The sequence below is a fragment of the Curtobacterium sp. MCLR17_034 genome, assembly GCF_003234485.1.
In the GTDB taxonomy this organism is placed as follows: Bacteria; Actinomycetota; Actinomycetes; order Actinomycetales; family Microbacteriaceae; genus Curtobacterium; species Curtobacterium flaccumfaciens.
The window spans coordinates 79830-92549 of the sequence record NZ_QKTH01000011.1 but is presented as its reverse complement, the minus strand read 5'-3'; the positions used below and the strand labels follow the sequence as shown (position 1 = coordinate 92549).

Annotated in this window: 13 protein-coding genes; 3 read left to right on the top strand and 10 right to left on the bottom strand. The window is 71.2% G+C overall.

Annotation, left to right across the window (positions count from 1 at the left end; all coding sequences use genetic code 11):
- Position 1 precedes the first annotated feature (1 nt).
- From DEI98_RS12350 to rplU, 6 genes are all read right to left on the bottom strand, one after another.
- The gene (locus DEI98_RS12350; RefSeq protein WP_035807661.1) at positions 2-202 is read right to left on the bottom strand and encodes a hypothetical protein; all 201 of its coding nucleotides are present in this window, start codon (positions 200-202) and stop codon (positions 2-4) included.
- A gap of 40 nt (positions 203-242) precedes the next feature.
- Positions 243-1508 (bottom strand): glutamate-5-semialdehyde dehydrogenase, encoded by a 1266-nt coding sequence (locus DEI98_RS12345; protein WP_071405563.1) that lies wholly within the window; start codon positions 1506-1508, stop codon positions 243-245.
- A 424-nt stretch (positions 1509-1932) separates the two neighbouring features.
- Positions 1933-2751 carry a glutamate 5-kinase gene (gene proB / locus DEI98_RS12340; RefSeq protein WP_217499638.1) on the bottom strand — a complete coding sequence of 273 codons (819 nt, stop codon included), beginning with the start codon at positions 2749-2751 and terminating at the stop codon, positions 1933-1935.
- Positions 2752-2758: 7 nt separating this feature from the next.
- Positions 2759-4336 carry a GTPase ObgE gene (gene obgE / locus DEI98_RS12335; RefSeq protein WP_111054875.1) on the bottom strand — a complete coding sequence of 526 codons (1578 nt, stop codon included), beginning with the start codon at positions 4334-4336 and terminating at the stop codon, positions 2759-2761.
- Positions 4337-4440: 104 nt separating this feature from the next.
- Positions 4441-4692, bottom strand: a complete 252-nt coding sequence (gene rpmA / locus DEI98_RS12330) for a 50S ribosomal protein L27 (protein ID WP_017885976.1) — start codon at positions 4690-4692, stop codon at positions 4441-4443.
- A gap of 12 nt (positions 4693-4704) precedes the next feature.
- Positions 4705-5013, bottom strand: a complete 309-nt coding sequence (gene rplU, locus DEI98_RS12325) for a 50S ribosomal protein L21 (protein ID WP_027464715.1) — start codon at positions 5011-5013, stop codon at positions 4705-4707.
- 179 nt (positions 5014-5192) lie between these two features.
- Between rplU and DEI98_RS12320 the strand changes: the two genes are divergently transcribed.
- Positions 5193-5465: a DUF4031 domain-containing protein gene (locus DEI98_RS12320; RefSeq protein ID WP_071405560.1), complete on the top strand. Its 273-nt coding sequence runs from the start codon at positions 5193-5195 to the stop codon at positions 5463-5465.
- Between the two features lie 95 nt (positions 5466-5560).
- Here the strand turns inward: DEI98_RS12320 and DEI98_RS12315 are convergent, their stop codons facing one another.
- Both DEI98_RS12315 and DEI98_RS12305 read right to left on the bottom strand, forming a co-directional pair.
- Positions 5561-6490 (bottom strand): hypothetical protein, encoded by a 930-nt coding sequence (locus DEI98_RS12315; RefSeq protein WP_111100882.1) that lies wholly within the window; start codon positions 6488-6490, stop codon positions 5561-5563.
- Position 6491: 1 nt separating this feature from the next.
- Positions 6492-9494, bottom strand: a complete 3003-nt coding sequence (locus DEI98_RS12305) for an Rne/Rng family ribonuclease (protein ID WP_181438028.1) — start codon at positions 9492-9494, stop codon at positions 6492-6494.
- A 347-nt stretch (positions 9495-9841) separates the two neighbouring features.
- Between DEI98_RS12305 and DEI98_RS12300 the strand changes: the two genes are divergently transcribed.
- Entirely contained in the window at positions 9842-10444 is a 603-nt protein-coding gene (locus DEI98_RS12300) for a vitamin K epoxide reductase family protein (protein ID WP_258370841.1), read from the top strand.
- Positions 10445-10475: 31 nt separating this feature from the next.
- A complete protein-coding gene (locus tag DEI98_RS12295) occupies positions 10476-11339 on the top strand; it encodes a thioredoxin domain-containing protein (protein ID WP_111100879.1) in 864 nt (287 codons plus the stop codon).
- A gap of 69 nt (positions 11340-11408) precedes the next feature.
- Here the strand turns inward: DEI98_RS12295 and DEI98_RS12290 are convergent, their stop codons facing one another.
- Together DEI98_RS12290 and ndk are read right to left on the bottom strand one after the other, a co-directional pair.
- Positions 11409-12257, bottom strand: coding sequence for a thioredoxin domain-containing protein (locus DEI98_RS12290; protein WP_071405555.1), 849 nt, complete (start codon positions 12255-12257; stop codon positions 11409-11411).
- Between the two features lie 14 nt (positions 12258-12271).
- Entirely contained in the window at positions 12272-12691 is a 420-nt protein-coding gene (ndk, locus tag DEI98_RS12285; RefSeq protein WP_017885984.1) for a nucleoside-diphosphate kinase, read from the bottom strand.
- Positions 12692-12720 lie beyond the last annotated feature (29 nt).

The window sequence follows — 12720 nt, the reverse complement described above, 5'->3', positions numbered from 1 at the left end:
GTCAGATCTTGGTGTGACCGAACTCGTCGACACCCGTCTCGTGGTGGCGGGTGGCCTCGAACTTCTGGGAGTGGCGGTAGGCCACGTCGCGGAAGCTCCAGGTCACGAAGCCGAGGAAGATGAAGAAGAGGGCGCCGACCATGGGGAACACGAACGCGGGCGCCCCGGAGGCGTGCTCAGCAGCTTCTGCGAGGAGGGTCATCGTTCGTGCTCCGTTCGGTCGGGGAAAGACGCCGTTCAGTCTAGCCGCGGATCTGCCCGGAGCCGCGCACGATCCACTTCGTGCTCGTGAGCTCCGGCAGGCCCATCGGACCGCGCGCGTGCAGCTTCTGCGTCGAGATGCCGACCTCGGCACCGAAACCGAACTCGCCGCCGTCGGTGAACCGGGTCGAGGCGTTCACCATCACGACCGCCGAGTCGACGGTCGCCAGGAACCGTTCGGCGGTGTCGACGTCGTTCGTCACGATCGACTCCGTGTGGTGCGTCGACCACCGGGCGATGTGCGCCATCGCCGCGTCGACGTCGGGCACGACACGGATCGACAGGTCGAGGTCCATCGACTCGGTCGCCCAGTCGTCGTCGGTGGCGCGGAGCACCCCGGGCACGATCGCCCGCGTGGCGTCGTCGCCGCGCAGCGTCACACCGGACGCCCGCAGCCGATCGGCCAGCAGTGGCAGGAGCCGTTCGGCCGCGGCCTCGTGCACCAGGAGGGTCTCGAGGGCGTTGCACACGCTCGGCCGCTGCACCTTGCTGTTCAGGACGATGTCGACCGCACGCTGCTCGGGCGCGGACGCGTCGAGGAACACGTGCACGACGCCCGCACCGGTCTCGATGACCGGCACCTGCGACTCGGTGACGACGGTCTGGATGAGCGCGGCGCTCCCCCGCGGGATCAGCACGTCGACCAGGCCCCGTGCCCGCATGAGCTCGGTGGCACCGGCGCGGCCGAACTCGTCGATGGTCTGCACCAGGTCGCGGGGCAGGCCGACCGACTCGACCGCGTCCTGGATCCGGGCGACGAGCACGGCGTTCGTGTGCTGGGCCGCCGATCCGCCACGGAGCACGACGGCGTTGCCCGACTTGAGCGCGAGCGAGGCGATGTCGACGGTGACGTTCGGGCGTGCCTCGTAGATCGCCCCGACGACACCGAACGGCACGCGCACCTGGGTGAGCTGGAGTCCGTTCGGCAGCTGCGACCCGCGCACGTGCTCCCCCACGGGGTCGGTCAGCCCGACGACGTGTTCGACCGCGGCGGCGAGGGCCTCGATCCGGACGGGGTCGAGTCGCAGCCGGTCGAGCAGCCCGGACGAGAGCCCGCCGTCCTCGCCGGCGACGAGGTCGTCGTGGTTCGCGGCGACGATCTCGTCGGTCGCGGCACGCACCGCCGAGGCGATCGCGCCGAGGGCCGCGTCCTTGACGGCGGTCGTCGCGGTCGCGAGCGCCGACGAAGCGGCCCGTGCCGCCACGAGCTTGTCGGTGAGGGTCGGGGCGGGCGCGATCGACGACATGGACCGATTGTAGGTCCGCCCCTCGGTTCGTGACGGGCGTGCCGGACGCTCGCCGTGCCTCCAGGCCCGGTCCGCCGCTCCGAGCGGGCACGACACGTCGTCACCCGCCTGCCGAGCGGTCACCGATCGTCGCTCCGCGCCGCCCCTACCCACGGTTCCCGACCGTTCGACGGCGTCCCGACGGGGAGTCGTGACCGCCTGGAGGCCCGGCACCGGTCTCCGGGACCGGCGCCGGGCCTCCAGGCGGTCGTGTCCACCCCACCGACCGGTCACGACACGTCGTCCTGCGCCACGCGAGCGGTCACAGACCGTCGCTCCGCGACGCCCACACCGACGGTCTCCGACCAGTCGGCACCGTCCCGACGGGGAGTCGTGACCGCTCGCTGCCACTGGCGCGACGCGGCGCGGCACTGTGCGGACCGTGTCAGGGACGCGGCGCGGCGTGGAACCAGGTACCGAGGTGTTCGCCCGCCAGCGCGCGGTCGACCAGCGCCGTGTCGGTCACGAGCACCGCGGTGCCCGCCTCGGCCGCGAGCCGTGCGGCGGCGACCTTGGTCCCCGCTCCCCCGGTGCCGACGCCGGCGGTGCCGATCGAGCCGAAGGTGACCCCGGCGAGCTCGTCGCCGAACGGCACCTCGTCGATGCGGGTCGCGCCGGGCTGCTCCGGGGGTGCCGTGTAGAGCGCCTCGACGTCGGAGAGCAGCACGAGGGCATCGGCCCCGAGCAGCCGGGCCACCAGGGCTGCGAGCCGGTCGTTGTCGCCGAAGCGGATCTCGTGCGTGGCGACCGTGTCGTTCTCGTTCACGATCGGGAGCACCCGCAGCGCGAGCAAGCGGTCGATGGCGCGCTGGGCGTTCACCCGGTGCGTGGGGTTCTGCAGGTCACCGGCGGTGAGCAGGATCTGCGCCGCGACGACACCGTGCCGGTCGAGTTCCTTCTGGTACCGGAACATCAGGACGTTCTGCCCGGTGGCGGCCGCCGCCTGCTGCGTGGCGAGGTCGTCCGGCCGGCCCTCGAGTCCGAGGAACGGGAACCCGGTCGCGATCGCACCGGACGACACGAGCACGACCTCGGTCCCCCGGCCGTAAGCGGCAGCCAGGGCGTCCACCAGGGGGCCGATCTGGCCGGCGGCGTCACCGCTGACCGAGGACGAGCCGACCTTGACCACGATCCGCCGCGCACGCGGGATGTCCTCGCGCCGGGTGACGGGTCCGAGGTCGGTGCGGGCGGTCGTGTCGGTCATGCCGCGGTCAGTCCTTCTGGTCGCTGGTCTCGACCTGGTCGGCGTCGAACTGGTCGCCGGTGCCGAGCTGGTCGCTGGTCACCACCTCGTCGTCCACCCAGAGCCCGGAGACGCGCTCCTGCTCGAGCTCGGCACGGGCGGCCGCCTTGGCGTCCATCCGCTCGAAGTACTCTTCGCGCCGCTCGTTGCGGGTCGGACGCGACGTCGCACCGATGCGGGCGTCGGTGCCACGGGCGCTCGTGATGAGCTCCGCGGTCGACGTGAGCGTGGGCTCCCAGTCGAACACCATGCCGCCGTCGCCACCGATGACGACGGTGGAGCCGGCGACGGCTCCGGCCTTGAACAGGCCGTCCTCGACGCCGAGCTTGGCGAGCCGGTCGGCCAGGTAGCCGATCGCCTCTTCGTTGGTGAAGTCGGTCTGCTGGACCCAGCGCTCCGGCTTGGCGCCGCGGACGCGGTAGAAGCGGTGCTCCTCGCCGCCCTCGGCGCGCACGGTGAACGGCTTCTCGTTGACCGAGCGGGGGCGGAGCACGATGCGCTCCGGGACCGGCTCGGCGGCACGGGCGGCGCGGGCCTGCTCGACGATGTCGGCCAGAGCGAACGTCAGCTCGCGGAGCCCCTTGCGGGACGCCGTGGAGATCGGGAAGACGCGGTAGCCGCGGCCCTCGAGCTCGGCGGTGACGAACTCGGCGAGCTCCTGCGCCTCGGGCACGTCGATCTTGTTCAGGGCGATGAGCTGCGGGCGCTCGAGCAGCGGCACCTGGCCCTCGGGGACCGGGTAGCGCTCGAGCTCGCCGAGGATGACGTCGAGGTCGCTGATCGGGTCACGGCCCGGGTCGAGCGTGGCGCAGTCGATGACGTGGAGCAGCGCCTCGCACCGCTCGACGTGGCGCAGGAACTCGAGCCCCAGGCCCTTGCCCTCGGACGCGCCCTCGATCAGACCGGGGACGTCGGCGACGGTGAAGCGGGTGTCACCGGACTCGACGACACCGAGGTTCGGGGTGAGGGTCGTGAAGGGGTAGTCCGCGATCTTCGGCTTGGCGGCGGAGACGGCCGCGATCAGCGAGGACTTGCCGGCGCTCGGGAACCCGACGAGGGCCACGTCGGCGATGGTCTTCAGCTCGAGGCTGATGTCCCCCGCCCAGCCCTCGGTGCCGAGCAGCGCGAAGCCGGGGGCCTTGCGCTTCGTGGTGGAGAGCGCCGCGTTGCCGAGGCCACCCTGTCCACCGGGGGCCACGACGACGCGCATGCCGGGCTCGGTGAGGTCGGCGATGACCTCGCCGGACTCGTCGTACACCACGGTGCCGACGGGCATCGGGAGCTCGAGGACCTCGCCGCTGACACCGCTGCGGTGGTCACCCATGCCGGGCTGCCCGTTCTTCGACGAGCGGTGCGGCGAACGGTGGTAGCCGAGCAGCGTCGTCACCTGCGGGTCGGCCACGAGCACGATGTCGCCGCCGTCACCGCCGTTGCCGCCGTCGGGCCCGGCGAGGGGCTTGAACTTCTCACGGCGGACCGACACGCAGCCGTTGCCGCCGTGCCCCGCGCTGAGGTGCAGGGTCACGCGGTCGACGAAGGTCGCCATGGGTCCACTCCAGGTGTTTCGTTGTGCCGACGGGATCGTCGGCGGGAAAAGCGAAGGAGGGGCGGGCACTCGGCCCGCCCCTCCAGCTGCAGTCGTTCGAACGACTACGCGTTGACGATGTTGATGACCTTGCGGCCACCCTTGGTGCCGAACTCGACCGAACCGGACGAGAGGGCGAACAGCGTGTCGTCGCCACCGCGGCCGACGTTGGCGCCCGGGTGGAAGTGCGTGCCGCGCTGGCGGACGATGATCTCGCCGGCGTTGACGACCTCGCCACCGAAGCGCTTCACGCCGAGGCGCTGTGCGTTCGAGTCACGACCGTTGCGAGTGGAACTCGCACCCTTCTTGTGTGCCATGAGTTGACTCCCTTACGCGATCTTGGTGATCTTGACGCGGGTCAGCTCAGCGCGGAAACCCTGGCGCTTCTTGTACCCGGTCTTGTTCTTGAACTTCTGGATGATGACCTTGGGACCACGGAGGTCGTCGAGCACCTCGGCGGTGACGGTCACGTTCGCGAGCTCGGAAGCCGCCGACGTGATCTTGTCACCGTCCACGAGGAGCACGGGGGCGAGGTCGATGTTGCCCTTGTCGTCCGCCTTGGCACGGTCGATGGTCAGGATGGTGCCGACCTCGACCTTCTCCTGACGGCCGCCGGCGCGCACTACTGCGTAAACCACGTGGAAATCCTTACGTAACTCTGCTTGAGGGAAGTCTCGGGTGCCCACTTCTGCACGAGCGGCTCCCGGAAGGCCGGGCCCGATCGGCGACGCAGGCAGAACGGCCCGCTGACACCAGGGACCGAGAATACTCGATCACCCTGGGTCCGGTCAAACGGCGACACCCGTACGATTGCACGGTGACCGTGTTGATCGACCCACCGACGTGGCCCGCCCACGACACACTGTGGTCGCACCTCGTCAGTGATGAATCCTACGCGGAACTCCACGCGTTCGCTGCGCGGGCCGGTGTGCCGCGCCGTGCGTTCGACCACGACCACTACGACGTCCCGCTCTCGCGGTACGACGAACTGGTGGCCGCTGGCGCCTCGGCCGTGACCGGTCGCGAGCTCGTGCTGCGGTTGATCCGCAGTGGGCTGCGCGTGGCGCAGCGGGACAAGCGCGGTCTCTGACCGCCCGTCCGGACGCCCGGGAGGCGCGGCGTGCGTCCGCCCCGCCCGGCACCGCGCACGGTGCGCCGCCGGCTCGCAGGGCCGCGCGAACGGGCTCAGCGGGGCGCTGGACCGCCCCAGGGGTTCGCCGGGGGCTGCTGCTGGTCTGGGCGTGGCCCGGCGCCGTACTGGCCGCCGTACTGGCCGTGGGGGTCGGGCTGCACGCGCCCCTGCCCGTACGGTGCCGGCGGCTGCTGCTGTGGCTGCTGTGGTGCCTGCGGCTGGATCGTCGAGGGTGGGACCGCGTCGGCGGGTCGGACGGTGCCCGGCATCCCCGGGGTCGTCGACGAGCCACGTCCGCGGCGCGGCCGACCGAGCCAGAGCCAAGCTGCCGTGGCGGTCGCCAGGAGCATCACGGTGAACGGCAGACCGTTCTGCAGCGGTCGCGTGAGCACGTCGATGACGAGCTGGGAGCCGCCGGCGGTGGCCGCTCCGAACGAGCCGGTGAAGACCCCGACGAGCATCAGGGCCACCGTGCCCGCGGCGCCGGCGAGGACCACGCGGAGCAGGAGCCTCGGCAGCGGGCTGCGGCGGTCGATCGGCGTCAGGAACGCCAGGGCCAGGAACGCGCCGACGTAGTACGGGAACGGAGCCACGAAGACCCCGGTCGTGAAGCTGCCGAGCAGGCTCGTGCCGGCGCCGTAGTGCCGGAACGGACTGACCACGAGCGAGGTGCCGAGCAGCCCGAAGAGCCCGGACACGAACTCGACGAGCACCAGGGCCACCACGGCGATGAGCGCACCGGCCGTGTTCGTCACCGAGGCACCGGGCGCGAAGGCCCGGCGGGGATCGGCCGGGGCACGGGGCGGCCGCGGCGGAGCGTACGGCGCGCCGGCACCGGGCTGACGCCCGTACTGCGGCACACCGCCCTGCTGCGGCGGCACCGGGCCACCGGGCTGCTGGGCGCCCGGGCCGGGCGGTGCGGGCTGGGACCAGCCCGCACCGTAGTACCCACGCTGCTGCTGCGGGTCGCCCGGGTTCGACACGTCAGCTCCCCAGGATCACGGAGCCGTCGGAGCCATCGGCGTCGTCGGTCGACTCCTCCGTCGGCGTGGCGGGAGCGCTGATGCTCGGCGACGAGACCCGGCGGGAGCGCGAGCGCCCCTGTCCGGGCTGCTTCGGCTCCGGGAGCGCCTGGAGCACCGAGTCGAGCAGGGACTCGGCGTCCGGGGCGACCGCGCGCTGCTCGCGCTTGGGCGCCGCGGCGATCGGGATGTCCAGGATCGCCACGGTGTTGTCGGTCGGCGTCACGGTGGCGCTCGAGCTCACGCGACGGCGGGCCGGGGCCTTCGCCTTCGGTGCGGCTGCGGGCTCGGTGACGGCCGGAGCAGCGACCTTCGGCGCGCGCGCCTCGGGCTCGACGATCACGGCGGGCTCAGCGGTGACCGACGACCCAGACGGGTCCGACTGCTCGGCAGCGGGTGCCTGCAGTGCATCGGTGGCCCGAGCGTCGGCAGCGGCCTGCTGGTCGCCGCCCTGCTGGTCTCCGCTCTGCTGCTCTGCCCCGCGGCCGCCACGGCCACGGCGACGACGCTTCGAACCGGTCGGCTGCTCGCCACCCGTGCTGTCCGGGCCGGTCGACGCGTCGGCCGACGACGGTGCCGTGGCCTCCGTCGCGGTCGCGGTCACGGCAGCTGCTGCGGCCTCTTGTTCGTCGTGCGAGAGGGTCGAGGCGGCGATCCGCGACAGCGCGTTCTTCACGTCGTCGGTGATCTGGTGCGCCTGGCCGGAGGCACCGTTCGACTGCCCCGAGGAACCGGAGTTCCCCTTGCCACCGTTGCCGTTGCCGTTGTCGGATCGGCCGTTCTCGTTGCCGTTCCCGCCGCGGCCCTTGCGACGGCCCTTGCTCGGGCCCGGGTCGGCGTTGTTGTCGTTGATCTTCGCGTTGACCTCGTCGAGGGACTCGCGCAGGCCGACACCGATCTTCTTGCGGGTCATCTGCACGAGGCCGAGCGAGGTGATCTCGGCGACCTGGTGCTTCGTGCGGTCGCGGCTCAGGCACTCGACCAGGCGGCGGAGCACGAGGTCGCGGTTCTCCTCGAGCACCATGTCGATGAAGTCGACGACGATGATGCCGCCGATGTCGCGCAGGCGGAGCTGGCGGACGAGCTCCTCGGCGGCTTCGAGATTGTTCTTCGTGACCGTCTCCTCGAGGTTGCCGCCGGAGCCGACGAACTTGCCCGTGTTGACGTCGACGACCGTCATGGCCTCGGTGCGGTCGATGACGAGCGAACCACCGGAGGGCAGCCAGACCTTGCGGTCGAGCGCCTTGTCGATCTGCTCGTTGAGGCGGAACTCCTCGAAGGAGTCCGGGCCCTCGTAGCGGACGACGCGGTCCTTGAGGTCCGGGGCCACGGCCGACAGGTACTCGTCGATGGTGCCGCCGGCGGCCTCGCCGTCGATGATCAGCTTCGTGAAGTCCTCGTTGAAGACGTCGCGGACGATCTTGATGAGCAGGTCGGGCTCGGAGTGCAGCATCACCGGGGCGTGGCCACCGGCGACCTTCTTCTGGATGGCTTCCCACTGGCTGGTCAGGCGCTGCACGTCGCGGGTGAGCTGTTCCTCGGTCGCGCCCTCGGCAGCGGTGCGCACGATGACGCCCGCGTGCTCCGGCAGGACCTCTTTCAGGATCTTCTTCAGTCGGGCACGCTCGGTGTCCGGCAGCTTGCGCGAGATCCCGTTCATCGAGCCGTTCGGCACGTAGACCAGGTAGCGACCCGGCAGCGAGATCTGGCTGGTGAGGCGGGCGCCCTTGTGGCCGACCGGGTCCTTCGTGACCTGCACGAGGACCTTGTCGCCCGGCTTGAGTGCTGCTTCGATCCGGCGACCGTGGTTGCCGGTCTCGACGGAGTTCCAGTCGACCTCACCGGCGTAGAGCACGGCGTTCCGGCCACGACCGATGTCGACGAACGCCGCCTCCATCGAGGGCAGGACGTTCTGCACCTTGCCGAGGTAGACGTTGCCGATGAGCGACACGTTCTCGGACTTGGTGATGTAGTGCTCGGCGAGGATGCCGTCCTCGAGCACGCCGATCTCGATCGTCGACGAGCTGGAGCGGACGATCATCTGGCGGTCGACGCTCTCGCGGCGAGCGAGGAACTCGTCCTCGCTGACCACCTGGCGGCGGCGTCCGGCATCGCGGCCGTCACGACGACGCTGCTTCTTCGCCTCGAGCCGGGTCGAGCCCTTGATGCGCTGCGGCTCGGTGATGAGCTCCGGCTCGCGGCGGCGCGGCTCCTGGTGGTCGCGCGGCTCGCGGGCCTCGCGGTCGGCGCTCGAACCACGGCGACGCGAGCGACGGCGCGAGCCGCCCTGGTCGTCGCGGTCGTCGCGGTCGTCACGGTCGCGGTCGCGGTCGCGGTCGAAGCGGTCCTCGCGGTCGTAGCGGTCGTCCTCGTCGCGGTCACGGTCACGGTCGCGGTCACGCTCGAACCGGGGCGCGCGCTGCGGCAGCTCCGGCAGCACCGGCGCGTGGAAGATCAGGCTGAGCGTGCTCGTGGCCTTCGGCACGAACGGCTCGTCGGCGGGTGCGGCGTCGCCGCTCACCTCGGCCGTCGGTGCGGCGTCGGCGGGACGGGAGGCGCGGTCCGCGTCCGCCCCGTCGGTCGCGGTGGCCGACCGGTCGCCCGTCACGACCGGCAGGTCGCCGGTCAGCGTGCTCACGTCGTGCGGCTCGGCACCGCTGTCGGCGACCGCCTCGACCGCGACGGAGACCGCCCCGGTGTCGGTCGGCTCGACGGGCGACGCCGGGGAGTCGGGCGAGTCCGGCGAATCGGGAGAGTCCGGCGAACCGGCCGACGCGACGCTGGCCGCGGGACGGGCGTCAGCGCCGCCCGTCAGCGCGAGGGTCTCGTCGGCGTGGGGTGCCTGCTCGGCGCCCCCACGGGCCTCCTGGCCGGACGACCGGGCGCGGCGACCGCCGAACAGGCGGCTCCGGCGCTTCGGCGCGTTCTCGTCGTTGGTCGTGTTGTCGTTGTTCTGCTCCACCATGGACTGGTGCACTCCTCGGCCCCACTCGCACCCTTTCGGGTGGCGGGAATTCTGTGTCGTGGCGGGCGGCGTCGACGCCCCCGCGCTCGCTGTCTCGTGATCGGTCCGCGTCAACTTCTCGTTGCGTCCGCGCCCGTTCCGGTCCGGGCACCCGGCCCGTTCCGGCTCGGCATCGGAGTGACGCTGCCCGACCACAGTGCGCTCTCACCGCACCGGATCGTCCGGGTTCGGCCCGGTGGGGCGTCACTCGGAAAGCTCTCTTCGGTGTGCGGTTGGCCGCACGACCTCCAGGCATTATCGCATGCCGCACCCGGAAAGCACCGGAACCCGCATGCGATGATGACCGCGTGACCGCGTCTGCACCTGCCCCCCGTCGTCCGATCGCGATGGCGGTCTTCCTGCTCGTCACCGGGTTCGTCGGCCTGTTCGGCTCGTTCCGGCTCGTCCTCGACGAGTTCACGAAGTACGAGAACCCGAAGGCCGTCCTGAGCTGTGACGTGAACCCGTTCATCAACTGCTCCGACGTGATGGCCAGCTGGCAGGGGCACCTGTTCGGGTTCCCGAACCCGCTGCTCGGCGTCATGGGGTTCGTCGCCCCGATCGCCGTCGCCGTGCTGTTGCTCGCCGGGTTCCGGAACGGTTCGCGCTGGTTCTGGATCGTCTTCAACGCCGGGGTCTTCCTGGCGTGGGTGTTCGTGACCTGGCTGTTCACGCAGACCGTGTTCGTCATCGGCGCGCTGTGCCCGTGGTGCATGCTCGTCTGGTCGATGACGATCCCGATGTTCTGGGTGTTCACGATCTGGAACGCCGCCCAGGGTCGCTTCGGCGCCGGGGCACAGCGTGTCGGGCGGTCGCTCCTGCCCTTCAGCTGGGCGTTCGCGCTGGCGAACTACCTGGTCATCATCGTCACGATCATCATCAAGTTCCCCGCGGTCCTCACCAGCTTCTGAGCCGTCCCCGCTGCCCCTACGCTCGGGATCGATGAGCGAGATCGAGAGCAGCAGGGCGCGCCGGGACGCCGCACGGCAACGTGCGCGAGCGGCACGGGCGGCGGAGCAGTCTCGACGCCGGCGCCTCCGCACACTCGGCATCAGCGGGATCATCGTCGGTGGCCTCGCGGTGGTCGCGGTGGTCGTCCTGGTCATCGCGAACTCCGTGCAGCCCGCCGGGCCGGGTCCGCGGAACGCGGCGAGCGACGGCGTCCTGCTCACCGGGGTGCACGGCAGGATCGTGCCCGTCGAGACGCGCGCGGTGCCCGACGGCGGGACCCCGACGCCGACCGAGCAGGACGGCTCGAAGACCGCGATCACGATCTACGCGGACTACATGTGCCCGTACTGCAACCAGTTCGAGACGGCCCAGATGCCCCGGATCCGGCAGTGGGTCGGGGACGGCACCGCCACCCTCGAGCTGCATCCGCTCGGGCTGCTCGACCGCGTGTCGCTCGGATCGCGGTACTCGACCCGCTCCGCTGCGGCTGCCGCGTGCGTCGCGGACCACGACCCGGACGCGTTCCTGGCCTTCAACAGCTCGCTCTACGATCACCAGCCCTCGGAGAGCACGCGCGGACTCACGAACGACGAGCTGGCGTCGCTCGCGCGCGAAGCCGGAGCGACGGACCCAGCCGTGACACCGTGCATCACCCGGCAGGACTTCGCCGGGTGGGTCGCCGACGCCACGAACCGGGCGATGAACGACCCGGTGTCGAACTCGTCGCTCGACGGGATCACGAGCACGCCGACGATCATCGTCGACGGCGAGCAGTACAACGCGGACGGCGCGGCGTCCCTCGCCGACGTCGACGCGTTCGCGGCCTTCGTCCGGGAGCACGGCGGGACGTCCTAGCCCCCCCCCTCACGACGAACGGCCCCCGCTCCCGGATGGGAGCGAGGGCCGTCGGTCGTGCGGGGAGTGCTACTTCGCCGCGGCGTCGATCGCGGTGATGACGGTGCTCAGGTCGTCCAGGCGCTTGCCGTCGACGACGATCGTCGGCGTGCCGAAGCCCTGCGTGCCCGCGAGCGCCTCGTTCGTGGTGACGGCCTGCGTCGACTTCGTCACCCAGCCCTTGAACTGCTCGGACGACAGGCACTGGGACAGGTCCGAACCGGTCGCGCCGCCCGCCTTGACGAGCTTCGCGATCTCGGAGTTGGTCAGGCCCTTGGTGCCCTCGGCCGGCTGGTTCTCGAAGAACTGCGTCTGCACGTCGAGGAACTTGTCCGGTGCGTAGTTCGCAACGCACATGGCGGCGTTCGCGGCACGGCTGGCGTAGCGGGAGCCCGCGTAGCTGCGGTCCAGGATCGACACCGGCTGGATCGCCAGGGTCGCGTCACCCGACTTCACCTTGTCGAGGATCTGGTCGGAGTAGGCCGCCTCGAACTGCTTGCAGACCGGGCAGGCCCAGTCGACGTACTCGGTGACCGTCACGGCACCGTCGCTGTTCGCCGTCGGGACCGGCGAGGCCGAGCCCGTCGCGGACACGGCCGGGGTGGTCACCGGGGTGACCTTGCCGTCCTGGCCGGTGAACTGGATCGCGCCGGTGGCCATGTTCTTCGGCCCGGCTGCGGACACCACGGGCGCGTTGTTCACGTTCACCACGACGATCGCGATGATCGCGGCGATCGCCACGATGCCCAGGCCGATGCCGCCCTGCAGGAACCACTTGTTGCGGCGCTTGCGGCGCTTCTCGGCGTCCGCGCGCTGGCGTGCGACCTCTCGGGCGTGCTGACGCCGCTCGTTCTTGGTGGGTCGGTCGTTGTTCGTCACGTCGTCCCCGTCGCTCAGGCGAACCAGAGCGCGAGCTCGCGCGCGGCCGACTCAGGGCTGTCCGAACCGTGGACCAGGTTCTGCTGCACCTTGAGGCCCCAGTCGCGGCCCAGGTCACCACGGATGGTGCCGGGCGCGGCCGAGGTCGGGTCGGTGGTGCCGGCGAGCGAGCGGAAGCCCGCGATCGCACCGTTGCCGGCGACGCGCACGGCGACGACGGGACCGGACTGCATGAACTCGACGAGCGGCTCGAAGAACGGCTTGCCCTGGTGCTCCTCGTAGTGCGCGTCGAGCAGGTCACGCGGCGCCGTGAGCATCTTCAGGTCGACGAGCTCGTAGCCCTTCGCCTCGATCCGGCGGAGGATCTCACCGGTCAGCTGGCGGGCGACGCCGTCGGGCTTGACGAGGACGAGGGTCTCTTCGAAGTCGGACACGCAGTACTCCCTGTGTTCGGGGTCGAATG